At 42.4% G+C, this 24,272-nt stretch carries 24 protein-coding genes; 13 read left to right on the forward strand and 11 right to left on the reverse strand.

The window, feature by feature from the left end; translation table 11 throughout:
• Nucleotides 1-4: 4 nt before the first annotated feature.
• A complete protein-coding gene (locus V7K97_RS31705) occupies nt 5-1,462 on the reverse strand; it encodes an efflux RND transporter periplasmic adaptor subunit (protein WP_334804954.1) in 1,458 nt (485 codons plus the stop codon).
• 846 nt (nt 1,463-2,308) lie between these two features.
• Here V7K97_RS31705 and V7K97_RS31710 point away from each other — a divergent pair.
• Nucleotides 2,309-3,190 (forward strand): Npun_R2479 family HD domain-containing metalloprotein, encoded by an 882-nt coding sequence (locus V7K97_RS31710; protein WP_334804955.1) that lies wholly within the window; start codon nt 2,309-2,311, stop codon nt 3,188-3,190.
• 123 nt (nt 3,191-3,313) lie between these two features.
• Nucleotides 3,314-4,429: an ABC transporter permease gene (locus V7K97_RS31715; RefSeq protein ID WP_334804956.1), complete on the forward strand. Its 1,116-nt coding sequence runs from the start codon at nt 3,314-3,316 to the stop codon at nt 4,427-4,429.
• 129 nt (nt 4,430-4,558) lie between these two features.
• On the opposite strand, the gene V7K97_RS31720 is transcribed toward V7K97_RS31715, so the two are convergent.
• Both V7K97_RS31720 and V7K97_RS31725 read right to left on the reverse strand, forming a co-directional pair.
• The gene (locus V7K97_RS31720; protein WP_334804957.1) at nt 4,559-5,122 is read right to left on the reverse strand and encodes a helix-turn-helix domain-containing protein; all 564 of its coding nucleotides are present in this window, start codon (nt 5,120-5,122) and stop codon (nt 4,559-4,561) included.
• Nucleotides 5,028-5,783, reverse strand: coding sequence for an ATP-binding protein (locus V7K97_RS31725; RefSeq protein ID WP_334804958.1), 756 nt, complete (start codon nt 5,781-5,783; stop codon nt 5,028-5,030). Before V7K97_RS31725 ends, V7K97_RS31720 begins: the two co-directional genes overlap by 95 nt.
• A 191-nt stretch (nt 5,784-5,974) precedes the next feature.
• Here V7K97_RS31725 and V7K97_RS31730 point away from each other — a divergent pair, with 191 nt between their 5' ends.
• Together V7K97_RS31730 and V7K97_RS31735 are read left to right on the forward strand one after the other, a co-directional pair.
• Nucleotides 5,975-6,514: a hypothetical protein gene (locus V7K97_RS31730; protein WP_334804959.1), complete on the forward strand. Its 540-nt coding sequence runs from the start codon at nt 5,975-5,977 to the stop codon at nt 6,512-6,514.
• 41 nt (nt 6,515-6,555) lie between these two features.
• Nucleotides 6,556-7,161, forward strand: coding sequence for a hypothetical protein (locus V7K97_RS31735; protein WP_334804961.1), 606 nt, complete (start codon nt 6,556-6,558; stop codon nt 7,159-7,161).
• 200 nt (nt 7,162-7,361) lie between these two features.
• Here the strand turns inward: V7K97_RS31735 and V7K97_RS31740 are convergent, their stop codons facing one another.
• The gene (locus V7K97_RS31740; protein ID WP_334804962.1) at nt 7,362-8,387 is read right to left on the reverse strand and encodes an ABC transporter permease; all 1,026 of its coding nucleotides are present in this window, start codon (nt 8,385-8,387) and stop codon (nt 7,362-7,364) included.
• Nucleotides 8,388-8,535: 148 nt separating this feature from the next.
• On the reverse strand, nt 8,536-10,188 hold the full coding sequence (locus tag V7K97_RS31745) for an ABC transporter substrate-binding protein (RefSeq protein WP_334804964.1): 1,653 nt from the start codon (nt 10,186-10,188) through the stop codon (nt 8,536-8,538).
• A 927-nt stretch (nt 10,189-11,115) separates the two neighbouring features.
• On the opposite strand from V7K97_RS31745, the gene V7K97_RS31750 reads away from it, so the two are divergent.
• The 5 genes from V7K97_RS31750 (at nt 11,116) to V7K97_RS31770 (ending at nt 16,116) form a co-directional block, all read left to right on the forward strand.
• Nucleotides 11,116-11,442, forward strand: a complete 327-nt coding sequence (locus V7K97_RS31750; protein WP_334804966.1) for a hypothetical protein — start codon at nt 11,116-11,118, stop codon at nt 11,440-11,442.
• A 455-nt stretch (nt 11,443-11,897) separates the two neighbouring features.
• A complete protein-coding gene (gene psbB, locus V7K97_RS31755; RefSeq protein WP_334804967.1) occupies nt 11,898-13,427 on the forward strand; it encodes a photosystem II chlorophyll-binding protein CP47 in 1,530 nt (509 codons plus the stop codon).
• A 96-nt stretch (nt 13,428-13,523) separates the two neighbouring features.
• On the forward strand, nt 13,524-13,631 hold the full coding sequence (locus V7K97_RS31760) for a photosystem II reaction center protein T (RefSeq protein ID WP_084227385.1): 108 nt from the start codon (nt 13,524-13,526) through the stop codon (nt 13,629-13,631).
• Between the two features lie 464 nt (nt 13,632-14,095).
• Entirely contained in the window at nt 14,096-15,250 is a 1,155-nt protein-coding gene (locus tag V7K97_RS31765; protein WP_334804968.1) for a 30S ribosomal protein S1, read from the forward strand.
• A gap of 131 nt (nt 15,251-15,381) precedes the next feature.
• Nucleotides 15,382-16,116, forward strand: coding sequence for an HAD family hydrolase (locus V7K97_RS31770; RefSeq protein WP_334804969.1), 735 nt, complete (start codon nt 15,382-15,384; stop codon nt 16,114-16,116).
• A 32-nt stretch (nt 16,117-16,148) separates the two neighbouring features.
• Here the strand turns inward: V7K97_RS31770 and V7K97_RS31775 are convergent, their stop codons facing one another.
• The 3 genes from V7K97_RS31775 to V7K97_RS31785 form a co-directional block, all read right to left on the reverse strand.
• Nucleotides 16,149-17,252, reverse strand: a complete 1,104-nt coding sequence (locus V7K97_RS31775) for an AI-2E family transporter (protein WP_334804970.1) — start codon at nt 17,250-17,252, stop codon at nt 16,149-16,151.
• Between the two features lie 434 nt (nt 17,253-17,686).
• The gene (locus V7K97_RS31780) at nt 17,687-18,121 is read right to left on the reverse strand and encodes an NUDIX hydrolase (RefSeq protein WP_334804971.1); all 435 of its coding nucleotides are present in this window, start codon (nt 18,119-18,121) and stop codon (nt 17,687-17,689) included.
• 22 nt (nt 18,122-18,143) lie between these two features.
• Entirely contained in the window at nt 18,144-18,614 is a 471-nt protein-coding gene (locus tag V7K97_RS31785; RefSeq protein ID WP_442938943.1) for a hypothetical protein, read from the reverse strand.
• Between the two features lie 218 nt (nt 18,615-18,832).
• Between V7K97_RS31785 and folD the strand changes: the two genes are divergently transcribed.
• The 3 genes from folD to V7K97_RS31800 all read left to right on the forward strand — a co-directional run bounded on the left by folD (nt 18,833) and on the right by V7K97_RS31800 (nt 21,544).
• Nucleotides 18,833-19,708 carry a bifunctional methylenetetrahydrofolate dehydrogenase/methenyltetrahydrofolate cyclohydrolase FolD gene (folD, locus tag V7K97_RS31790; protein WP_334804972.1) on the forward strand — a complete coding sequence of 292 codons (876 nt, stop codon included), beginning with the start codon at nt 18,833-18,835 and terminating at the stop codon, nt 19,706-19,708.
• Nucleotides 19,709-19,879: 171 nt separating this feature from the next.
• Complete coding sequence (gene crtE, locus V7K97_RS31795) at nt 19,880-20,812, forward strand: geranylgeranyl diphosphate synthase CrtE (protein ID WP_334804973.1); 933 nt, start codon at nt 19,880-19,882, stop codon at nt 20,810-20,812.
• Between the two features lie 276 nt (nt 20,813-21,088).
• On the forward strand, nt 21,089-21,544 hold the full coding sequence (locus tag V7K97_RS31800; protein ID WP_334804974.1) for a divergent PAP2 family protein: 456 nt from the start codon (nt 21,089-21,091) through the stop codon (nt 21,542-21,544).
• Nucleotides 21,545-21,615: 71 nt separating this feature from the next.
• Here V7K97_RS31800 and V7K97_RS31805 read toward each other — a convergent pair whose 3' ends face one another.
• Nucleotides 21,616-22,296 carry a hypothetical protein gene (locus V7K97_RS31805; RefSeq protein ID WP_334804975.1) on the reverse strand — a complete coding sequence of 227 codons (681 nt, stop codon included), beginning with the start codon at nt 22,294-22,296 and terminating at the stop codon, nt 21,616-21,618.
• Nucleotides 22,297-22,699: 403 nt separating this feature from the next.
• Between V7K97_RS31805 and V7K97_RS32215 the strand changes: the two genes are divergently transcribed.
• Nucleotides 22,700-22,816, forward strand: coding sequence for a PEP-CTERM sorting domain-containing protein (locus tag V7K97_RS32215; protein ID WP_442936927.1), 117 nt, complete (start codon nt 22,700-22,702; stop codon nt 22,814-22,816).
• Between the two features lie 129 nt (nt 22,817-22,945).
• Here the strand turns inward: V7K97_RS32215 and V7K97_RS31810 are convergent, their stop codons facing one another.
• On the reverse strand, nt 22,946-23,275 hold the full coding sequence (locus V7K97_RS31810; protein WP_334804976.1) for an MgPME-cyclase complex family protein: 330 nt from the start codon (nt 23,273-23,275) through the stop codon (nt 22,946-22,948).
• Between the two features lie 65 nt (nt 23,276-23,340).
• On the reverse strand, nt 23,341-24,060 hold the full coding sequence (locus V7K97_RS31815; protein WP_334804977.1) for a SnoaL-like polyketide cyclase: 720 nt from the start codon (nt 24,058-24,060) through the stop codon (nt 23,341-23,343).
• Between the last annotated feature and the right edge of the window lie 212 nt (nt 24,061-24,272).

The following is a 24,272-nucleotide window of genomic DNA, read 5'->3' on the forward strand; positions in this document are numbered from 1 at the left end:
CCCTTCAATTTGCAACTCGAACTTTGTCGCCATCTTTGAGATAGCCAGCACCATCAACTACGACGCGATCGCCTAATTGCAACCCACTCTTGATTTCTACTTTGTCGCCATTGGCAGGATCTCCTAATTCTACTTTCTGGCTGTGGACTGTATTTTCACCCGATAGGATGAATACAATTACACTTGCGTCCGCTTGAGACTGCACTGCTTTTTGCGGCACCACCATCCTCATCCCTGAGTTAGTAGTAATTGCAGCACTAGCAAACATTCCTGGTTTAAGTAAAGTTGTTGGTGGCAAGTCAATTTTTACTGTCGCTTCACGTCTTTGATCGTTTACTTGTGGTTGTATATCCCTGACTCGTCCCTGCGATCGCACACCCTGATCGACACCAGAAGTAATTTGTACAGATGCGCCAATTTTCACCTGATTTAGTTGAGTTTCGGGCACCTTCGCCTGAAGTTCTAGCTTTTCATCTTCAATAATCGAAAATAGCTTTTGTGTGCCACCAATCACAGTTCCCATCTGGGTTTGCGGCGGTATACCAGTGATATCACCTACTCTAGCCAGTTTCTCTGCGATCGCTCCCGAAACCGGCGATCGCACCACAGTTTGTCCCAACTGAGTTTGTAGTTGTTGCACCTTAGCACCACTGCTGCGGACATCCGCTTTGGCTTTGTTGATGATAGCTTGGGCATTACCAATATTGGCTTGAGCGCTGCCGATATTAGCCTCGGCACTACGCACATTTTCTTGCCCCAGGTTCACAACTTCTCTGGCAGTTTTCACAGCGTAGGAACGAGTATCGAGTTCTTGCTTACTAATTGTTCCAGAGTCAGCGAGTTGTTGATAGCGCTGATAATTTTTAGCTGCTTCCTCTAGCCTCGCCTTAGCTTGAGCTAAATCGGCTTGTTTTTGCTGGACTATTGCTTTACTTGATGCCAAATCTGCCTGCTTTGATGTCAAATCTGCTTGTTTAGATTCCACATCTGCTTGTTTAGATTCCACATCTGCTTTTGCTTGGTTAATTTGGGTTTGCAGTATGGAATTATCCAACACCGCCAAAACTTGACCTTTTTTGACAAAAGCTCCTTCTTTCACATCTTCGGGGATACTTTTGATTTGTAAGCCGTTTATCTGCGGTAGCACTGGAATTAAATCACGCGCTGCTACAGTCCCAGTAGTTTTAAGGGTACGGACAACACGGGCGGTTTCTACAGTGGCAATGGTGACTGTCATCGCTGGGTTAACTTTTTTATCTGCTACCGCACTTTGTTGACGGGATGGAAGACGACTTAATATACCCATAGCAGCCAAGGCGATCGCAATTCCTAAACCAGCACCCAAGAATAATGGCTTCAACCATACCCTAGCTGGTTTGGAATCTGATTTGCCCAAAAAGCTAGTATCTTTAGAGGTTACAAGTTTTTCCACCTCAACTTCTGAAACACTTTCATCGCTCACAGTCCCACCTCCACTTTCTGTCTATCCATAGCAATCTTGGTCTTTTCTTAAGAAAAATTGAGATTTATTTACTTTATATCAACTATGACGCATTCTATGGTCTAAATATTTTATTGGCAATAGTATATAATAAAACATTCTTACTAAGAGTAATTACTAGTTAAAAATGCTTAGAAAGATGATTATGATATAGAAAATAATCTCATCTCATCTAGCTACTCTAGGTCACATACCTTACGTATTTAGATCACCGTCAACCAAGGCTTAGATATGAAAGACTGATAAAGCTAGGACTTACGCAAACAAGAGCTAAAACCCCGATTTTTAGGTAGGGGCAATTCATTAATTGCCCCTACAGCGTGTAGTTTTGCGTAAGTCCTAAAAGCTAATCTAGATTTATCTAATTAAAATCAGAACAATTCATGTATTTTTCTAAACTAGGGAATTCTTTTTTCTACGCAACTCATAATTCATCTAAAGCCTTTCTGTTGCCAAGAAGCCATGTACTGCTATGTAGGTAAAGCTAGCGTTCACAGCTACAAGTGAGTTACAACTGAGCAAACTCCATTGCCCTAAATTCCAGCAAGGGCGGCTCTAATCATGGAATTTTGAAATCAATCAATGAAATCAACGCTCCCGTACTGGGTACTAGGGACTGTTTTCAAACTCGAAGATCCCCCCTAACCCCCCTTAAAAAGGGGGGAAAGAAACTCTAAAAGCCCTGCTTTTTAAGGGGGGTTGGGGGGATCTCCAAAGACTCAGGTCCTTCAAAAAGGGTTTGAAAACACCCCCCAATCCCCAATCCCTATTTCAATAAATAATTGGTATTTACCAGAGTAACCAGATATGTTCAATGCCACGGAAATTTTAATTGATGCCTTTGTAAATGAAATTCGAGACGGCTACCGTCGCACCTACGGCTGCTTTAAAAATGATTATCAGGACATTATCGCCTGGGCTGGTAATATGGCTTTAGAAAACATTGCCAATAGCGACGCTCTTTATCACAATGTTGAACACACTGTCCTTGTAACCCTGGTGGGGCAAGAGATTTTACGTGGCAAACACATCAGGGAAGGCGGTGTTTCCAGCGAAGACTGGTTGCATTGTATCATTTCCTTAGTGAGTCATGATATTGGCTACGTTAAAGGAGTTTGCCGACAAGACCGAGAAACAGCAGGTTTATATGCCACAGGTAAAAATGGCAGAATGATTTCTGTGGCTCCTGGCGCTTCTGATGCCAGTCTGACACCATATCATGTTGATAGAGCCAAGCTGTTTATTGATGAACGTTTTGGAGGTCACAAATTAATAGATGCTGAGGCAATTAAGAGCAATATTGAATTGACTCGATTTCCCGTACCGGCGGCAGAAGATCATCAAGATACAAAGTGCTTTGCAGGATTAGTCCGGGCTGCTGACTTGATTGGTCAACTAAGTGACCCACGTTATCTGAAGAAAATTACTTCTTTATTTTACGAGTTTGAAGAAACTGGTGTAAATAAAGTTTTGGGTTATAAAACCCCTGCCGATTTACGTAATAACTACGCTAAGTTTTACTGGAATGGTGTCTATCCCTATATCCAAGAGGGACTGCATTACTTATCACTGACACAACAGGGAAAACAAATTCTCGCTAATCTCTACTCAAATGTATTTGTTGTGGAACATGAAAAACAACAGGAAGAACAGCAGAGGTATTTGGAGAAGTTAGGAGTTGCGAGTTAGGAGGAGAGACGCGATTAATTGCGTCTCTACAGGAGTGGGAAGTTGAGAATTATTAATCATGAATTATGAATTAAGATAAAAGCTTAATAACTCATAACTTCTAACTCCTAACTCCTAACTCCTATGGATTGGTGGCGACGACTTCAGAAAAATCCTTTGGCACGATTTGGGGCAATTTTGCTGTTAATTTTCTATATAGGAGTAATTGCAGCTGATTTCGTGGCTCCTTATGACCCCTATGCCTCACAGCCTAATGGTTCACTGCTGCCACCAACTAAGATACACTGGGTTTCTCAGTCAGGGCAATTTACCGGACCCCATATTTATCCGACGACTCAGGGAGATACGAATTTACAAACAGGCGATCGCAAACTCATTGTAGACTTGACAAAGCCCTCACCCGTGCGTCTATTTGTCTCCGGGCCAGAATACCGATTGTTACAGATGAGTTTGCCATTACCCCCAAAGTGGGATGAAGTCACAATCTTTTCTGGTATCCCCTTAAATTCGCATTTATTTGGCACAACAACTGGTGCAAAAGTCAACATCTTGGGCACTGATGACCAAGGCCGCGACCAATTCAGCCGCCTGTTGCATGGCGGTCGCATCAGTATGTTTATCGGGATTTTTGGTATTATCATTACCTATCCCCTTGGTTTGCTGGTTGGGGGAATTTCTGGCTATTTCGGCGGTGTGACTGATAGCGTCATCATGCGCTTGGCAGAAGTGCTAATGACCTTCCCTAGTATTTATCTTTTGGTGACTTTGGGTGCAGTCTTACCAGCTGGCTTAAGCAGCACCCAGCGCTTTTTGCTGATTGTGGTGATTACTTCGGTGATTAGCTGGGCTGGTTTAGCACGGGTCATTCGGGGACAGGTACTATCAATTAAAGAGCGAGAATTTGTCCAAGCCGCGCGTGCAATGGGTGGGAACCCAATTTATATCATCGTCCGCCACGTTTTACCGCAAACAGCTAGTTATGTAGTTATCTCTGCGACTCTTGCAATTCCCAGCTTTATTGGTTCTGAGGCAATACTGAGTCTCATCGGCTTGGGAATTCAACAACCAGACCCCTCTTGGGGAAATATGCTTTCTCTGGCTAGTAATGCTTCAATTTTGGTACTGCAACCTTGGTTAATCTGGCCGCCGGCTGTGCTGATTATCCTCACAGTGCTAGCATTCAACTTACTCGGTGATGGGCTGAGAGATGCACTTGATCCTCGTAGTTTAAGAAGATAAACCCTCAATAATAGTAAATGCGATCGCCGAAATAGCAAATGCGATCGCTGAAATTAGTCCGCGAAGGCGGACTTCGCCTGTGTAGCCGCGAATTCTATTCGCCTTCTATTCGCCCGGTACTGTAAAAATCTACTGCTGCAAAACCCAACGGCGAAAAAGTTCTACCATAATCCGCCAGCTTCCCTGAGTTTCCTCAACTACATCATGACGCTTCAGAGTATTCAGCGCTTTCTGTAAATCGGCATCGTTCATACCTGTAGATTGAGCTAAGGCATCCAGACTTAGCCCTTCTGGGTGAGGTGCAAGCACTTGTACAATTACCTGTTGACCCTCAGCACCCCGCGCCGCCTGACCCCAAACCCCATCAAAATAGTAGCGTCCCCGCTTGAAAAACTCAGAGTCATTGATAACTGCTTCCACATCTTCTACAGTGAAAACTGGGTCACGCGATCGTCCTTGCTCAAAAACAAAGTCATTGTAGCCGCGCACTAGCTGAAAACCCAGTAGTTGCACTAAATATGGTTGACCATGCGTCAAAGCATAAATTTCATCTAAAGCTTCCGGGATGTAGTCGAGGGGGAAGTCTTCATTACCTGGGTTAGCGAGAATTTGGCGAGTAGCTGCACGTTCTTGAAAGCCAACATGAATAGGAATGACGCTGGCAAAGAAGGGTTGAAAATAATCTGCTGTCATCTCTTCTAAAGTGTGCAAACCAGCAAATGCAAAGGCGATAGCACAAATCACTATAAAATTGACTTTCATTATGAAGTAAATTGAGGTCTAAGAAAACTGGCTGACGTTTAACGTTTAGACGAGTTTCTACTTCTTGGCAAATCATCCATAACAGTGAGGATTTTCCGATTCCCTCCTCCCCAATTAAAACGACACTACTACCGCTATTCAGTACCTCAAATACTCGCCGGATTTCGCGCTCTCGGTCAAAGAATAGATCCTTTTCTTCTACTCTGCCATTAATGGGAATGAAAGGATTATGATTTCGCTGTAATAGATTATCTGACTGTGATTCATCTCCTTGTACTGTATTAATTGGTTCTGCAATTGCTTGTTGGGAAGGTAAAGTTATTTCTGAATGCTGTTGATAATGATATTTAATTGGATTTTTAAAATTTTTATTATTAACTTTTATCCCTAAATCTTGTGTGATCTTTTTGCATAAAGTTGCACCTGCTTCTTTAAAATATTGTTCAGAGTGATTATTTTTAGCAGCAATATTTGAATAAGTCTGATTTTCCCATATTCCTAAAAAGAGCTTTTCTTCCAAATCATTTAAAACTTGCTTTCTCTTTTCCGTCAGCAGTCCGTTAATGTATGCTAACGCTTGTTGTGAGTCCATTTGGCATACTTGAATTGGCAGAGTAAATTTTAAAATTAGTCGTTAGTGTAATACTTTACCCTACAAACCTACATTTGCCTACTTTCCCTTACAACAATTTAATCACTCAAACTTCCTACTAGCGCCTACCTATAGAGCCTGTGTCTCAAGTGATGATGGTGTTACAGCACAAAAGTTGAGGAGTTTGAGAAATGACATTTAGACAACAGCTTGCACTTGCTCTTATCCCTGCCACTGCTGCCATATTAACTGCCGGAGTACCTGCCATAATGGGGCTTGGGAACAAATCTTCTCTAGAGTCACCCTCTGTTACCGCCACTTCTACAACGTGTGATAAAGTTACTGTGACTAAAGTATGCGTTGATAATCTTACAGTGCAGTTTAATAGCAACGAACCTCAGCAACTAAAAAATCGCGATCGCATACCTTTAAAAGCTGGAGATACTCTAAGATTATCAAACCTAACCTATTGCATAACATCTAAAACTCCAGTCAATCGAGTAGAAGTAAAAGTTTATCTGTTTCCAAATGGAGTTGAGAGTTATAAAAATGGACTTTTCACTCCTAGTAACTTCCCGATTAATGCTGCTTGTCATAATATTGGTAATTTTCAACAAACTTGGAAGCTTAAACCAGGACAGCACCGAGTTAGCATACCCATTATCAAATATGTTGGCAGCAACAGAATTGTTGACAGTAGTTTCTACTTTAACTTGGATGTTGGACGGTAATTTCAGTCTTCTATTTAAAAGCGAAAGAGAGTAATAGTTTTATGGCTTACAGCGAGTTTAGTTTAGCTAAAGCAAAACAAGAGTTTAGTTTAAGCACATTAGAAAGACGCAATATTTTTGCTGGTGTTTCTGAATTAACAGCGAGTAACTTACTTGTAGAAACACTCAATTATAACCTTGATATCGCTTTAGGCAGTAATAGTGAAAAAGCTCGTTCTGAGTTAATTATTGCTCCCATTTTAGTTGATTTACGCCGACAATTACACGAACAAGTTAGTTTATTTTCTGGAGTAGATTTTACTGTCGATAACAGTAAAGGATTAAACGGCACTTGCGATTTTATTATTACTAAATCTCCAGAAATTCTAATTTTGACAGCACCAGTAATTACAGTTGTAGAAGCTAAAAAAGAAAATATTAATGGGGGTTTGGGTCAGTGTGCGGCGGAAATGGTAGCAGCCCAAATATTTAATGAGCAAGCTGCAACTGAGATTAAAACAATTTATGGTGCAGTTACAACAGGCAGTATTTGGCAATTCCTGAAACTAGAAGCACAAACATTGACCATTGATTTAAGCGAGTATTATCTCAAAGATGTGAATAAAATTCTTGGTATTTTAGCCAGTGGTATTTCTCAAGAAAATTAACGCGATGTGCAACTTATCCTTGGAACCCCACTTCCATTCCTCTCCCCCACAGGGAGAGAGGCTTTGATTCTTGCTCCCCTTCCCTTGTAGGGAAGGGGTTGGGGGTTAGGTTCGAGAGAAAGTTGCACACGGCACGGCGTAAATTTAACAAAATATGAGAAGAAGTCAGGAGTCAGAATTCGGGAATCAGAATACTCTACTTAATACCGAATTCGCGGATCTACATAAGCATTTAAAATATCAATCAAAATGCTCGCACTCACAACGATCGCACCAAAAAATACTAGCACTCCCTGCACTGTGGGATAATCGCGATCGGCGATCGCTTGATATAGTCGATTAGCTAACCCAGGCCAAGAAAATGTCACCTCTGTCAAAATTGCCCCACCTAACAGAGACGCAAATGTTAATCCCAGCACTGTAATTACTGGGATTAGCGCATTCTTTAAAGCGTGGGATGCTAAAATCTTATTTTCACCAATACCTCTGGCTCTAGCGGCTTCTACATAATCGGCTTGCAAGGTTTGCTTTAAATTCACTCGCACAATTCGCTCAAAAATCCCACTGAGCAAAATTCCTAGCGTGAGACTCGGTAGAGCCAGATGATGCAAAGATGTAAAAAACTGGGTGAAGTTTCCAGCGAGTAAGCTATCAATTGTATACAATCCAGTGACAGTAGTGGGTGCCGGAAGATTGGGCGGAAAGCGGTTGGAATTAGGAAACCAACCCAATTGGACTGAGAAAATCAACTGCAAAAGCATTCCCGCCCAAAACATCGGGAGTGCATAGGTGATGATCCCAAATAAGCGCCCACCGACATCAAAATATGTTCCAGGACGGGAAGCCGAAAGAGTCCCAACTGCAATTCCGACGATGAGCGCAACGGCCATACTACATACTGCTAACTCCACCGTCGCCGGGAAATATTGCCCAATTATGTCCCCAACATTCTGTCCGGTACTCATTAAAGAGGTTCCCAAGTCAAAGCGCAGTATGCTTCCCAAATAATTTAGGTACTGTAGCCACAGAGGAAGGTTTAAACCGAGTTGTTTTCGCAATTCTTCTTTAGCCGCTTCTGGCGCACGTCCACCAAGAATTGCATCTGCGGGATCTCCTGGTGTTGCTCTTAGTAAGAGAAATACAATAGTGATGATTGTTAATAGCTGAAGTGGTGCGAGAAGCAACCGAGAAACAATGTAATATTGTAAAGCTTTAGAACGAGACATAAGCAATTCAAAGTTTAAAATTAAAAATGCAGTTTTTGTAACTATCTTAGCTATTAACTAGATATATTGAACATGAAATGTTTTATTGAATAGTCAAAAGCCAATGGTCAACAGTTATTACTAATGACCAATGACCAATGACTAATGACTACTTTTTAATTGTCTGGTAAATTAGAATTTGGGTAGGGTTCAGTTGTACACTACTAACACCTTTTTGGGCAAATACATAGTCTTTATCTTGCCATAAGGGAACGTAAGGTACATCAGTTGTTACTTGCGTTTGAATTTCTGTAAAAATTTTCTGACGCGCTTCGGGGTTTTGTTCTTTGCGTTCCTGATCAATCAGTTTATTTATAGCTTCACTATAGTAGAACGAACCCTGAATTTGGCTGCCTCCATCTTCGCAGCCTTTCGCAACTGAACCTTTGTCACAAGATAAAAACGGCTGGACGTAATTATCTGGATCTAAAAAGTCTGGATACCAATCAAGTAAAGCTGCTGGATACAAACCCTTAGCAATGTCTTTAAAGAAGGCTGGACCTTCCGCTTGGGTGACTTCAAATTGAAGTATTCCATCCATTTTGACATCGACAAGAGATTTGAGTGTCTGTGCTGCCAAACTCCGAGTAGGCGAACTAGAAGGGTACCAAACTTGCACTTTTGCGGGATTTTCTTTGGAGAAACCAGCAGTAGTTAACAATTTTTTAGCTTGATCAAAGTTAGCATCGCCATATTTATCTTTGAATAATGGCACAGAAACTTTAAATGTGGTGGGAATCATGCTATAAAGCGGATCTGCCTGACCAAGTAAGACTCGCTCATTTAAAAGTGGACGGTCAATTATGGATGCGATCGCTTGTCTTACCTCTAATTTATCTAAAGGCTTTTGATTCCGGTTCAATGCCAGATAACTTACTACACTACCCTCAGCTGCGATCGCTTGCCAATCCCCTTTTTTACCACCTTCTTCTAAGCTGCGATTTTGATCTGGCTGTAACGACTGATAAGCTACATCCACCGCGCCTGTACGGAAAGCATTAAACAAATTAACCGGACTAGTTTGAATTTGGAGGTTAACACCTTTGTTAGCTGGTTTTTCGCCCCAATACTTATCAAACACATCAAGTCGGATGGAATCAGTACCATACTGCGCTAATTTATAAGGGCCAGTCCCCACAAAAATATTCGGCTTGAATTTACCAGCACCGAGTTCGTAAGCTTTGGGTGAAACTGCACACATCCCAGGAAACGCCAGCAATGAGGGAAACGCTGCAAAGGGCTTTTTCAGCTTGATGGTTAACTCATACTGGCTTGTCGGTTTTATCGAATCTACTATATCGGCTAGTAAGAATGAGGGTTTTCCTTTATTTTCAATAAAGCGCTGGATGGTAAAGGCCATTGCTTGGGCGTTGAAGGGAGTCCCATCGTGAAAAACTACTCCCTGACGCAAGGGGATGATATAAGTTAAGCCATCTTGACTGACTTTGGGTAATGCTGTAGCTAGCTGGGGCTTAATTTCGGTGCTTCCTGGTTCGTAGTTGTAGAGGCGATCGCTCATATTAAACACCAAAACCAACGATGCTAACTCATAAGCATCAGCCGGATCAAGGGTTCTTGGCTTTGCTGTTGTACCGATAGTAATCCGCCCATCACCTGTAGGGCTATTTACAGAACCGGATGGCGGCGTAGCTGGCTGCGGACGAGGAGCGCAACTAACAACTAAAAATAAACATAGACAGAACAAAGATAGGAATTGTGTAATCCGACCCCACCGTTTCACGGACAAGGAAAACCAAGTCATACAGTTAAATTTTATGTAATTAGCGGTCAGTAATTTTACTATATCTTCGCTAGTTTTATAGCATTTTTTACAATTAATTCCTAGTTCACCCACTTTTAGTACAGGATTTTCCTCCAATAATGTATAGATATATTTAGGATTATTAAATAATAATACTTAGAAAGCAATCAATGGTTGATTTCCTTAAATGCTAACTATAGGACTAGTATTTGATTTTTGAAATGCACGTAGTGGACTGTCTAGGCTAAAATAGTGCATTAGACGTAGGTAGGTTGGGTGGAGCGGAGCGCAACCCAACATATATCAGGTTGTGGGTTTAGACCTAACTATCCAGTTATTAATTTTGGCAATGTTCAAAATTTAGAATCAACGGAAGTTCCCTATCCAAAAAATAAATGGATAGAAATAGAAAAATGCGAAGCTTTCTTTGATGAATTACTTCTAAAAATTTAGATCCTCGCCTCAGAATCTACATTGCTTATTTCTATAGAATAATTCAAACTTTTAAAATTAACTGTTCAGAATTTTGAGAAGTAGATTCAAGAGAAGAGTAGTTTAATATAAAAATCTCTTTTCCCTTGTATCGTTTGCCTTTAAAGTTATCTTGTTTACTTTCCCCATTTTTTTATCGTCGGTTCTATTAATTGTATAATTCCATTCTTTGTCGTGTATTTCAAATGCCCATTCATATAGTTTTCTAATTGTGTCGCTATTATCGTAGTTTAGAATTCAGATATTATAACTTTGTGATTTCTTCTACTGAGTTGAATGAGATAAATAAGTATTTTTTTAGTATTTTCTTATTAAGAAGTGGGCAATAATAATTTAAACAGCCTTAAGTTAAAATATCATTAGTTATACATTAGTAACAAATAATATACGATATCGTTAAGAGCAGATTGAAAGTCTAATAGTGAGACTAAGACCGTGAAATATTTCTTTCTATCTGAGGGATGGGCAGTTGCTAGAGTCTGGGCATCTGATGGACTCTGGCAAATAACCGCATGGCGACGCCAACCAGATATTCAGCGAATGAATATTTGTTTAGTTGAAGAAAACGAATTGCTCTGGCTTTATCGAGTTGAAGAAGCCGTTTTAACCGTAGAAGTGAAACCAACAACACCAGTAATTGCTAGTAAAACCATCGGCCAAGTAGTACTCAAGCGTCTGATGAGTGCCGAACAGGTAATCGAACGTCTGGGTACAGCTGAGGCAAAGTGTCAACTGCAAAATATCCAGTTGGTGGTTCAGTAAATATTGGGGAGTGGGGAATAGGGAGTAGGGAGTAGGCTAATTAACATAACAACATAATTATTCTTGTCCCCTCCTCTTGTTCCCCCCACTCCCCTCGTAAAGAAAAGATAAGCAAATTTCATCTCTGAGGGGTATTGGTAGCGAAAAAACTTACAGATGCTACGCGATCGCATCAATTTACACGCTTGCAAACAATTCCATCAATAGTTACACTTTTTAAAACATTCTCATTTTTGCTTGGAGATGGCTACCCTACATAGGTAAACCTCCCGAAGCGAGTAAGCATTGCTAAAGTACCCACGCTGTCTGACTTATTAAGACTAAGCTGTGGTAATACTCTGGCTCTGGCAATAACAAAAAACAAGAGAGAGTTTTATGAGTGGCGATTTTCGTCTCTCATAACCTCAGTAAGAAAATTGCTTTGTAAACTAACTCATCGAGGAGGAGCGTAGTCAATGGGACTACCCTGGTACCGAGTACATACAGTCGTTCTGAATGATCCAGGGCGGCTGATTTCTGTACACCTAATGCACACAGCCTTAGTAGCAGGCTGGGCTGGTTCGATGGCACTCTACGAACTGGCTGTTTTTGACCCTAGCGACCCAGTTCTCAACCCCATGTGGCGTCAAGGGATGTTCGTTCTGCCCTTCATGTCACGTTTGGGTGTTACCCAATCTTGGGGTGGTTGGAACGTTACTGGTGGTCCATCAACTGATCCTGGCTTCTGGTCATTTGAAGGCGTTGCTGCGGCTCACATTGTTCTTTCCGGTCTGCTGTTCCTAGCCGCCGTATGGCACTGGGTTTACTGGGATTTGGAACTCTTTAGAGATCCCCGCACTGGTGAACCTGCCCTAGACTTGCCAAAGATGTTTGGCATTCACCTGTTCTTATCTGGTCTACTTTGTTTTGGATTTGGTGCTTTTCACGTCACCGGACTATTTGGGCCGGGGATATGGGTTTCTGACCCCTACGGTATAACTGGCGCAGCGCAGGCAGTAGCACCAGAATGGGGACCCGATGGTTTTAACCCATATAACCCTGGTGGCATTGCGGCTCACCACATTGCCGCAGGTGTTGTTGGTATTATTGCAGGCTTATTCCACCTGACAGTTAGACCCCCCGAACGGCTCTACAAAGCCCTGCGGATGGGGAACATTGAAACAGTACTTTCTAGCAGTATTGCAGCAGTCTTCTTCGCTGCTTTCGTTGTTGCTGGTACTATGTGGTACGGTAACGCCGCCACACCCATCGAATTGTTTGGCCCTACCCGCTATCAGTGGGATCAAGGCTACTTCCGTCAAGAAATTCAGCGCCGCGTCCAAACAACTGTTGCTCAAGGTGCAACCCTTGATCAAGCTTGGTCGCAAATTCCCGAAAAGCTGGCTTTCTATGATTACGTCGGTAATAGCCCCGCTAAAGGTGGTCTATTCCGTACAGGGCCGATGGTGAAAGGTGATGGCATTGCCCAATCTTGGCAAGGTCACGCCGTATTCAAAGACTCTGAAGGACGGGAATTGACGGTGCGCCGTCTCCCCAACTTCTTTGAAACCTTCCCAGTGATTTTGACTGATGCAGATGGAGTTGTCCGCGCTGACATTCCCTTCCGTCGGGCAGAATCCAAGTATAGCTTCGAGCAATCTGGTGTCAACGTTAGTTTCTACGGTGGCAATCTCAATGGTAAAACCTTCACAGAACCAGCTGATGTGAAGAAGTATGCCCGTAAAGCTCAAGGCGGTGAAATCTTTGAATTTGACCGAGAAACCTTGAACTCTGATGGTGTATTCCGCACCAGTCCTAGAGGTTGGTTTACCTTTGGACACGCGGTATTTGCTTTGCTGTTCTTCTTTGGTCATCTCTGGCATGGCGCTCGGACAATTTACCGAGACGTATTTGCTGGTGTTGATGCCGATCTTGAAGAGCAAGTTGAGTGGGGTCTGTTCCAGAAAGTGGGTGATAAGTCAACCCGCCGGAAGGAAGCCCTTTAATTTCAGTTCTGAGTTATGAGTGCTGAGTTCAGAGTTAAGGCTCTGACTCAGCATTCAGAATTTTAACTACTGGCTAAATAAAGAGGAAATCGTAATATGGAAAGCGTTGCGTACATCTTGATTTTTACTCTGTGTATAGGTACTCTATTTTTTGCGATCGCATTTCGCGAACCCCCTCGCTTTGAGAAACCAAAAGATAAGTAGATCCTATTTCCACACCTTTAAGCTGATTTAAGGTTAATATCCGTTGCTACTAAGGATGGTAGCAACGGATATTATTATGTTTGTCCTTATGTTGGTTTTAAATACTAGCCCTTTCAAGGTGGGTAAAAATTTTGGTCAAAGAATCCCTCTTTACTCTGTGTTCTCTGCGCCTAATAAGGTTAGATAAATTACTTTTAAACCGCAGAGGCACAGAGAGCGCAGAGAGGAAATCAGAGATTTTCTAAGTCACCTTGAAAGGGCTAGTTTTAAATACTAAGTAAATCACCAATCATTTTGATATTGTGATATAATTTCCAATCTTGGGAGTAGATATGTGTTAATACTAGCTTTTCTGCGCTAGGATGAAAATGGATGTTTTGTGTAAGCTGCCATAAAAGCGCTTGCATAATACGTCGCGCTTGTCGCACAACCTTTACGGAGACTAGAACCAGGAACAAATCAGCATGGTCAATCAGAATTTAACCGCTACAGAAATTGGATTCACTCACGAAGATTTCGCTGCTCTACTTGACAAATACGATTATCATTTTAGCCCTGGTGATGTTGTCCCAGGAACAGTTTTCAGTATAGAGCCGCGCGGCGCTCTGATTGACATTGGTGCTAAAACCGCAGCATATATACCTATACAAGAAATGTCTATTAACCGGGTAGATGCCCCGGAAGAAGTATTACAGTCAAACGAAACACGGGAATTTTTCATCCTCACCGATGAAAACGAAGATGGACAATTAACCCTTTCCATTCGCCGTATTGAATATATGCGGGCTTGGGAACGTGTGCGACAGCTGCAAGCAGAAGATGCTACTGTACGTTCTGGCGTGTTTGCAACCAATCGTGGTGGAGCATTGGTAAGGATTGAGGGATTACGTGGCTTTATCCCAGGTTCTCACATCAGTACCCGCAAACCTAAAGAAGAATTGGTAGGCGAAGATTTACCGTTGAAATTCTTAGAAGTAGACGAAGAGCGTAATCGCCTAGTTCTATCTCACCGTCGGGCGCTGGTTGAGCGCAAGATGAACCGCCTAGAAGTCGGCGAAGTAGTAATTGGTACCGTTCGTGGCATCAAGCCCTACGGTGCTTTCATCGACATCGGCGGCGTCAGTGGTCTACTACATATTTCCGAGATTTCTCACGAACATATTGATACACCCCATAGCGTGTTCAATGTCAATGATGAAGTGAAAGTTATGATCATTGACTTGGATGCAGAAAGGGGTCGGATTTCCCTATCTACCAAACAGCTAGAACCAGAACCCGGCGACATGATTAAGAACCGGGATTTGGTTTACGATAAAGCGGAAGAAATGGCTGCTAAGTATCGTGAACAACTGTTAGCCAAGCAGCAAGGTGCTACTGCGGCATCGGCTGCACCTGCGGAAGCTTTAGCAGAAGAAGAAGTTCCACCAGCAGTAGAACTTGAAGACGAAGTTCCACCAGCAGCAGAACTTGAAGAAGAGATTCCACCAGCAGCAGAACTTGCAGAAGAAGTTCCACCAGCAGCAGAACTTGAAGAAGTTACAGTAGTTGCGGAAATTGAAAAGGAGATTCCAGCAGCAAGGGAAACTGAAGAACAAATTCCAGCAGCTATTGAAGAATAATAGATTTTTTATAGTTTTACTTATTTTTAAGTAAGAATATCAAATCATTTTATAAAGAGGGAAAAACCCTCTTTTTTTATGTGGATAATCGGTAAAAGTGAAGATTTAGCAGTAGTTAAGAGTTAAATATTGTGGCAACCATTAAATGTAGAAATATCACCTTTGATAATATCCAGGCAATTTTGTTTGACAAAAACGGCACTCTAGAAGATTCAGAAACCTATTTGCGATCGCTGGCACAAAAAGCGGCAAGATTAATAGATGCCCAAATCCCTGGAACTGGGGAACCTCTATTAATGGCATTTGGCATAAATGGCAATCTTCTAGATCCCGCAGGTTTAATATCAGTAGCCAGTCGCCGCGAAACAGAAGTTGCAGCTGCGGCATATATTGCTGAAACTGGAAAAGGATGGTTTGAGTGCTTAAAAATAGCCCGTCAAGCTTTAGATGAAGCGGAAAAATACATCGGACAAACTCCTTCACCACTATTTGTGGGTAGCTTAGACTTGTTGAAATATCTACAAGAAGGTGGTTTGAAACTTGGCATCCTCTCAGCTGCGACAACTGAAGAAGTACATAATTTTGTAGCGAATCACCAGTTAAGTGATTATATACAGTTGGAGATGGGAGTAGATGAGGGACCGAGTAAACCAGATCCAATGCTATTTTTGCAAGCTTGCCAAGCCTTGGGAGTCGAACCGGGCGCTACATTGATGGTGGGTGATTCAGTTGGTGATATGCAAATGGCGCGTGATGCTAAAGCCGCAGGTTGTATTGGTATCACTTGGGTAGGTAAGTCAGATAATGTCCGAGGTGCGGATGTGGTGATTAATCAACTTGATGAAATCCAAATTTTAGAGATGTAAATAGCTTAAGAGGTTGTTTGAATGATTGAATTTTAGCTATAAGTTCCTGCTCTCTCACTATTGATCGCAACAGGTTCTGACTCGATATCATCTATTTTATTAAACTCCCCAGCCCGCCAACTATCTGTTATATCCTTGATAAAACTGGCAATAGGGATCGCAATTAATAAACCCAAAACTCCGCCCAACTTTGCCCCTAGTAGCAAAGAAATCACCACCCAGACAGGATTTAAACCAGTCAAATTTCCGAGAATTCGTGGTGCAACAATATTAGAATTAACTTGGTCGATGGCAACAGCTACACCTAAGACTTCCACTCCTAACCAAAAATTTTGCAGCGCTACCAACAAGCTTACTATGGCGATACCTACCCCCGTACCAAAGGGGAAGAGTGAAAACAAGCCAATACCAATGCCAAAAAGTAGAGCCAAGGGAACTTGCAGCGCCAAAAATGCCAATATAATTGTCACCCCTAACACAGCTCCCAATGTTGCTTGACCGATGAAGTAATTGTGGAAATCCTCTCGTAGTAATTCCCGCATTCTTGACCCAATGTTAGGGGGAAACCACTGAAAAATTCCGTCCCAAAGACGTTTGCCGTTCAATATTAGGTAGATAGTCAGCACTACTGCCAGCAGTACGTTGAGGACAATACCAATGGTATCGACGGCAAAACCAAGAATTCTACCAGTGAAGGACTGAAGTTGGTTAGATAATCGTTCCAGAAGTTGGGTAAATAAACCACTTAAATTAATGGGAAGTTCTTGTTGACTTAACGCCCAATCCTGGAAAGCTTGCAGCTGCTGAGTACCAGAATCAATCCAACTGGGCAAAATATTAGCCAACTCAACTAGCTGTTGGATAATCAGGGGAACCAAGGTAATGCCTAGAGCTCCTAAAACCACCACAGTCAAAAGTAACACTCCTCCGATCGCTAAGTTGCGTTTCACCCCTTGTTCCTGAAGAAACTGAATTGGATAGTTCAAGACAAAAGCCAGGAGGATGGCGGCAGCAATAATGCTAACCAATGGTTGAAAATACTGTACAACCTGGATCAATAGCCAGCCGTTGAGAATGGCAATGGGAAATGCCAATCCTATAGTTAACCATCGCGGCAGTTTATTTGCTGATTGCATTAGTGATGACCCCATAAGAGTTCTAACTTTATTTTGGCTTCTAGGGTGTGGGAGTGGGGGAGAAATCAATTCAAAATTCAAAATTCAAAATTCAATAATTTATCGTAAATTAAAGGGTTTAAGAACCTGCAATCTACATGTAGCACCCATTTCAGTCGGGGTTTAAATCCCCCGGAGTTGCTCCTCTTGGGGAGACCCCAGACGCTCTCTACGAGACGCTAAAAGCGTAGCTTGCTTCCCTGTAAGGGTACGCGGACTCGATTGCCGCCGGCGCTATCGCTTTTAGCGTCTCCCCTTCTCACATTGGGAGAGGCTAGCGCCAAGGGAGAAGACCGCACTCCTCAACTCTTGGAGACGCACTCGCGTTCGTCTGAAATGTTTTGAATTTTGAATTTTGAATTTTGAATTCTGCCTCCTCTTTCCCAATGCCCAAATTATGTGAGATTTTTCTCAATAAAATCCAACACAATTCTCTGATGCGTCGCCCCTAAAGGTCGGACTTCGCCAGCATTTTGTGAATAACAGTTACCTTGGCGAATATCTTCTGGTGTGAATAACCCCATATCCCAGCCTTCGTTCAGAACTAGTTGATTTAACTCCACCAAGAGTGGTGCATGAAAGACATGACGGACAATTCTTTCGTCGCGGTAACAGCCAAATTCAACAAAGGGTGGTAGAGTGTAGCCGATTTCTTCTAAAATTTCTCGCTTGACTGCTACATCCGGTGTTTCACCAGGTTCGATGTGACCGCCAAACAGCGCCCAGTAACCAGGGTAGAGAATACCGGGGATGTTATCGCGCAGTTGCATGAGAAACTTGTTTTTTTGGTAGAGAATTGCGATCGCTACATGCACCTGTTGATTGTTCATTATGTTTATTTTTAATTACTGATTACTCTTCTTCTAAATAAACTTCCCCCAATTCTTTGCCAGCTAAGGGAATACTTCGGTAGCGAACTTTACCCTTAATTACCACTTGTGAACCCTCGCCCAGATTCTTTTGATTGGTAACAACCCAAATTTTGCCCGTTGAGTCACTAATTTGATAAGCCCACTGTTTCATCAGGGGAGCTTGCTTTTCTACCTGACCTTGGATGTAAACTGTAGCCTGATTGTCTTGTTTGGGTTTAATTTCTCGAATTGGGGTGACATTAGTACCAATTTTTAAGTTAACCCCACTCAAGCCTGACGAAGACAAACTACTACAACTACAAAGTCCCACCATCAAGAAAAAAATCAACCCCAGGCGGTAGGTAACAATGCTATGTCCATACAAGAAGGAAAGGGACAAATTTCTCGTTTGTTCCATGAAAGCCACCAATTTATTTTGGGAATTGGGCATTGGGAATTGGGCATGGGGCATGGGGCATTGGGCATGGTTCAATACTCATCTCCCTCATCTCCCCAATTCTTTATTCTTCAGATGATGCCGTTGATCTGAGAAAATAAACATTATGGATTTACTGTCAGAGAAACCCTACGACATCAAACAGCAACACAATAATAGTCGAAAGTCAAGATTAAATAACTAATATTTTTATTTTGACTTTGGACAACAAGCGAATACAGCTGGGAATTTTCATGGAAACAAGAACTGCCAAACTCCTTGATGGTAAAGCAATAGCTCAAAAAATTCAGCAAGAACTTTCTGTTGCCATTACACAATTAGAACCAAAAATCGGACGATCGCCTGGTTTAGCAGTGTTGATGGTTGGTGATAACCCAGCGTCAGCCGCTTATGTACGCAATAAAGAAAAAGCCTGCGCTAAAGTTGGTATCGCTTCTTTTGGCAAACATTTTCCCGCCGAAACTACCCTTGGGGAGTTAGAAGAGGTAATTGCTACACTAAACCAAGATGAACGAGTGGATGGCATTCTTGTGCAGTTGCCCTTACCTAACCACTTGGATGCTGTAGCTCTGCTGCATCAAATTGATCCCGATAAAGATGCTGATGGATTGCATCCAGTGAACTTGGGGCGATTAGTACGGGGAGAAATCGGTTTACGTAGCTGCACCCCGGCTGGTGTGATGCGGCTTTTACAAGAATATGAGATTTCTTTGCAGGGAAAACAGGCAGTAGTAGTGGGACGTAGTATTTTAGTGGGAAAACCGATGGCGTTGATGCTATTAGAAGCTGATGCCACAGTCACGATCGCTCACTCGCGATCGCATGACCTCAAAAGCATCACCCAAAATGCTGATATTCTAATTGCAGCAGTAGGTCGTCCCGGACTGATCTTTGCTGATATGGTGAAACCGGGCGCTGTTGTGGTAGATGTAGGGATGAATCGCGTCACCGATGCTAGTGGCAACAGTCGCTTAATTGGCGATGTTGATTTTGAATCAACCGCTAGCGTCGCCGGATTTATCACCCCAGTTCCTGGTGGTGTTGGTCCTATGACTGTCGCCATATTGTTGCAAAATACATTTGCCAGCTATTCCAAGGCGGCAAGATGAAGAAAGAGACTGATGAGTTAAAAGTTAAGAGTTATTAATTCCTAACTCCTAACTCCTGTAGAGACGCGATTAATCGCGTCTCTACTCCCAACTCTTCATTTTTTTCAGCGCCACAGCACCTTAAAATTGTGACGTGTAAGACAAAAATCCCAAAATGTCAGGAATTTAAGAATGGTAGCAACTGATAACGTTCAAAAGACACCACCAGAGGAAGCCACGTTTAACTTAGCAGCCTATCTCAAAGAGCGACAAAAGCTTTGCGATCGTGCTTTGGATCAGGCTATCCCCATCATTTATCCAGAAAAGATTTATGAGGCGATGCGCTACTCGTTATTAGCTGGAGGCAAGCGTGTACGTCCCATTCTTTGCCTTGCTACCTGTGAAATGATGGGTGGAACTATCGAAATGGCTATGCCAACGGCTTGTGCTGTGGAAATGATCCACACAATGTCATTGATTCATGACGACCTGCCAGCGATGGATAATGACGATTACCGTCGTGGCAAGCTGACGAATCATAAAGTCTATGGTGAAGATGTAGCGATTTTGGCTGGCGATGGCTTGTTGGCTCTCGCTTTTGAGTTTGTTGCTATTCAAACCCCACAAAGCGTTAAGAGAGAGCTAGTCTTGCAGGTAATTGCCCGTCTTGGTCGGGCGCTGGGGGCAGCTGGTTTGGTCGGCGGTCAAGTTGTCGATTTAGAGTCGGAAGGTAAATCTGATATTTCCCTAGAAACGCTGAATTTCATTCATAAACACAAAACAGCCGCCCTTTTGGAAGCTTGTGTAGTTTGTGGTGGGATCATAACTGGGGCATCACCTGAAGATGTGCAGCGACTAACCCGTTATTCTCAAAATATTGGGCTAGCATTCCAAATCATTGATGATATTCTGGATATCACTTCTACTCAAGAGCAATTAGGTAAAACAGCAGGTAAAGACCAAAAAGCCAAGAAAGTCACCTATCCCAGTCTTTGGGGACTTGAGGAATCGCGATCAATTGCCCAAGAGCTAGTTAAAGCAGCTTGTGCGGAATTAGAACCATTTGGGGAGAGAGCCAAACAGCTCCAAGCGATCGCTCATTTTATTGTCAGCCGCAATAACTAGTAACGCTTTGAGTAATTCGTAATTCCTATACTGTAAGCGTTTCATTGATTTGGAATGGGTGGTTTATTAACGCTATTCCGTATTACACCACCCAGAGGAATTCAAAATTCACTCATTCAAAATTAAAAAAGCTTATCAACTAAGCTTTTGGGTGATTTTGAATAGTTGGCCTGTTTCCACCGTGATTTACTAGGTTAATTTGGGATTTTGGGTTGAATCTAAATGTTTCCTCAACCAACAACTGCTGCTAATATTTATTAACCTAACCAAAATACCATGCAGGACATAGGCAACATTTTAGACAACCGGGTGCTGCTGGTTGCTCTGGTAGCTTGTTTAATTGCTCAAGCACTAAAGCTCGTAATCGAGATCGTCAAAAATCGCAAACTGAATGTGCGTGTTTTGGTGACAACCGGAGGTATGCCCAGTGCCCATTCAGCTCTAGTTACGGCTCTAGCTGCTGGTGTAGGGCAAACACTGGGTTGGGCATCTCCAGATTTTGCCGTTGCGATAGTTTTTGCCATCATCGTTATGTATGATGCAGCCGGAGTTCGCCAAGCGGCTGGTAAACAAGCTCGTATCCTCAATCAGATGATTGATGAATTATTTGATGAAAAACCAGATTTTAGCCAAGACCGTCTGAAGGAATTACTCGGACATACACCAGTTCAGGTAATCGCTGGGTCGGCTTTAGGTATAACCATCTATTGGTTAGCTAGGTCTGCTTATTAGTCAATAGTCAATAGTCAATAGTCTACAGTTTACAGTTTATTAACCAATGACCAATGACTAATGACTAATGACTACAACCGCACAGTTGAGCGCAGCAAAATCACCTTACGACTATCTACTATGCTGGCAACAAAACCGCCATTGTTTAGTTTCTGCAATGTGTTGTAAGCTTCACTTTGATTAGTGGTATAAACTGCCAGCAAGTAAGGGCGTTGTCCATAGGAAACAAAACCTACATTACCTCCCACCAATTGCTGCACACTATTTGCTAGTTCGGGACGGTTGTAATAATCTACCAGCACTGCATAACCCTCTCCTAAGGCTTGAGGATTATAGCTGACTGCCTGCTGAGGTGGTTGTGACCGTGGCTGTGCCTGTGGCTTCACATCTGCTGTTGTTGTTGGTCGAGTGGTAATTATGGCAGACAAGCCAACAATATTGCTGACATATCTTGCCCAACGATTGGCATCATCAATTTTGTTAAAGCCCCCAACTCGCGTCACAGTTTCGTTGAGATATTTGCAGGTGATGGTCTTAAGTTCAGGTGGTAAGGCACTACGTAACTGCTTCTGATTATTTGCTGTGGGACTGACTACTAATAAAAGATACTCACCCGCATTTGGTGGTTTGCAAAGGGGAATGGCTTGTTGGGCAAAAACAGAACTCATCCCACAAATCAACCCTGCGTAAGCGAAGATCGTCGTAGATATCGCTAATCCTAAAACACTTGGTAAAGTCTGAAATCTATGCACAAAAGTTAGATTATGTAAATTAACGTGTCTTAGAAGATTTTATAAAAAAATATTTTGTTCCCCCAAAATAATATAGCATTTGTCTCTACGTAGTGATTTTTTGTAATTATTAATGTACCAATTAACCTATACTTTTGACTGTATACAGCTATTGTTTAACTGTATGCTTAATAACAGCACATAAAAGCAGATAAATCAGTCTTATGTTGAACACATAAACGATACAGCACCTCATACTGCAAACCTCCTTCTCGAACGCTTAACTCCGCAATTAGTTCGACTAACTGCATCAATTGATGGTTTCTCTGTAGAAGCATCTGATTCTGGTTCTGGGATTATTAGCTCTTTTAACGAAATTGCAGTCAGGAGTGTTTTCAGTAACCTCGATGTCAATATCGACAACGTGGTACTCCAAACGCGTACAAGTACCTCAGTTCCAGAACCGTCTACTAATATTGCAATTTTCGGTTTGGGTTTAGGTTGGCTACTAAAGCGGAAGTTCAATCGCTCCATCAAGTGAAGGCATTGCATTATACTTCTACTTAATAAAGGGTGTCCGCGCAATTAAAAACAGACATCAAAAGACCACCGAATCGGAGAGGGGGACAAGGGGGCAAGGAGAATAATCCAATGCCCAATGATGCCCAGATTAGGAAACAGTAGCAAGCGATGCCAAGGCATCGGGTATTGCTTCAGAAGGAGCCTGGAATTCTCCAGTGATGACGTACTCTAAACGCAGTTTTAACCAAGTAATAAATTGGGGATTTGTAGAAATAATTGCTACTGCTGGTTGGGGACACTTGGCCTTGAAGTCTTTAAACTGCGGTGTTTCTAAAAAAGCTGGTTGCTCAACCAACCAAAAATCTATTTGTTTTTCTTGTTCGTGGTAGTGACGAGTGCGCTCTTTGAGAACTTCTTGTATCGGTTCTTGTTGGAGAAGAAAGCGTTGACTAGCCAAAACGTAATAGTATGTTTGCATTTTCATCCTTGAGTTGCTATGTGAATAATTTAAGGGCACAGCACTGCACTCTGTACCCTAACAAACTAACTTTTCTGGGATTTCTTGAACCAAGAACTAAACGGACAAGCACTTTTCTGGTTTTCAGCATTTGTCTGTTTGCCACCAGATGTGAGCTTTTCCAAGAACAGATTATTGTCAAAGTAGTGTTCTAAGGAAATAACCTTCAAGTCATCGGTAACTTTTGCAATACTCATGCCGATAATTTCTACTGTCTCTCCAGTGGGTGCATGGCCTTTATATTCTCCGTTAAAATGTCCCCAATGCCGCCACTTGAATGTGACATTTGGTGGCCCTGAGAAAACTTCCAGTACTTCCCAAGGGAAACCTTGGGGAAATGTTGTGTGGAAGACTTTTGCGGATGATTCAAAGCTTTCTTCTGAAGCCTTGTAGTGTTCTGAATCAGCCATAAATAAGTTGTAAGTACCTTGGGCTGATAAATCTGCTGCGGTGTACTCTACTCCGCCATTGGTACTGACGCGAAAGTTGTCATTCACAATAGATAACCACTCTTGGGGGTTAGCTTTAAAGGATACCTCCATCTCGAAGGTTCGCACCAAGTTTTGGACGATCGCTTCTAGTGTACCTTCAAGGTGATTGTAGATACTTTCTTTAGCGAGATTTTCTTTGGAACGGGAATAATCAGGCGGTGTCTGATAGCGCCACTCGACATCAGTGCTTTCTGCTATCACCTGATCCCGATCTTGTACCCAAAGCGGCAGGTTGTTAGATTGTGTTGCGCTCATAGAAGTTTTTGCTGAAGATTTGATCCCAATTTCTAGATTTCGCAGTGACAACCCTCTGTGGGGGCTGGGGATTGGGGAGTGGGGAGTGGGGAGTGGGGAGATGAGGGAGAAAGCAATGCCCTATTCCCTATTCCCTATTCCCTATTCCCTATTCCCTATTCCCTATTCCCTATTCCCTATTCCCTATTCCCTATTCCCTATTCCCTATTCCC

The organism is Nostoc sp., from assembly GCF_036917815.1.
In the GTDB taxonomy this organism is placed as follows: Bacteria; Cyanobacteriota; Cyanobacteriia; order Cyanobacteriales; family Nostocaceae; genus Nostoc.

Bases quoted from the DNA above. Each gene is read 5' to 3' on its own strand.
- V7K97_RS31735 (WP_334804961.1), top strand. From the start codon at position 6,556: ATGGCTTACAGCGAGTTTAGTTTAGCTAAAGCAAAACAAGAGTTTAGT.
- V7K97_RS31745 (WP_334804964.1), bottom strand. From the start codon at position 10,188: ATGACTTGGTTTTCCTTGTCCGTGAAACGGTGGGGTCGGATTACACAA.
- V7K97_RS31785 (WP_442938943.1), bottom strand. From the start codon at position 18,614: ATGCCCCATGCCCAATTCCCAATGCCCAATTCCCAAAATAAATTGGTG.
- V7K97_RS31780 (WP_334804971.1), bottom strand. From the start codon at position 18,121: ATGAACAATCAACAGGTGCATGTAGCGATCGCAATTCTCTACCAAAAA.
- V7K97_RS31775 (WP_334804970.1), bottom strand. From the start codon at position 17,252: ATGCAATCAGCAAATAAACTGCCGCGATGGTTAACTATAGGATTGGCA.
- V7K97_RS31740 (WP_334804962.1), bottom strand. From the start codon at position 8,387: ATGTCTCGTTCTAAAGCTTTACAATATTACATTGTTTCTCGGTTGCTT.
- folD (WP_334804972.1), top strand. From the start codon at position 18,833: ATGGAAACAAGAACTGCCAAACTCCTTGATGGTAAAGCAATAGCTCAA.
- crtE (WP_334804973.1), top strand. From the start codon at position 19,880: ATGGTAGCAACTGATAACGTTCAAAAGACACCACCAGAGGAAGCCACG.
- V7K97_RS31720 (WP_334804957.1), bottom strand. From the start codon at position 5,122: ATGACAGCAGATTATTTTCAACCCTTCTTTGCCAGCGTCATTCCTATT.
- V7K97_RS31800 (WP_334804974.1), top strand. From the start codon at position 21,089: ATGCAGGACATAGGCAACATTTTAGACAACCGGGTGCTGCTGGTTGCT.
- V7K97_RS31815 (WP_334804977.1), bottom strand. From the start codon at position 24,060: ATGAGCGCAACACAATCTAACAACCTGCCGCTTTGGGTACAAGATCGG.
- V7K97_RS31710 (WP_334804955.1), top strand. From the start codon at position 2,309: ATGTTCAATGCCACGGAAATTTTAATTGATGCCTTTGTAAATGAAATT.
- V7K97_RS31810 (WP_334804976.1), bottom strand. From the start codon at position 23,275: ATGCAAACATACTATTACGTTTTGGCTAGTCAACGCTTTCTTCTCCAA.
- V7K97_RS31730 (WP_334804959.1), top strand. From the start codon at position 5,975: ATGACATTTAGACAACAGCTTGCACTTGCTCTTATCCCTGCCACTGCT.
- psbB (WP_334804967.1), top strand. From the start codon at position 11,898: ATGGGACTACCCTGGTACCGAGTACATACAGTCGTTCTGAATGATCCA.
- V7K97_RS31715 (WP_334804956.1), top strand. From the start codon at position 3,314: ATGGATTGGTGGCGACGACTTCAGAAAAATCCTTTGGCACGATTTGGG.
- V7K97_RS31760 (WP_084227385.1), top strand. From the start codon at position 13,524: ATGGAAAGCGTTGCGTACATCTTGATTTTTACTCTGTGTATAGGTACT.
- V7K97_RS31765 (WP_334804968.1), top strand. From the start codon at position 14,096: ATGGTCAATCAGAATTTAACCGCTACAGAAATTGGATTCACTCACGAA.
- V7K97_RS31725 (WP_334804958.1), bottom strand. From the start codon at position 5,783: ATGGACTCACAACAAGCGTTAGCATACATTAACGGACTGCTGACGGAA.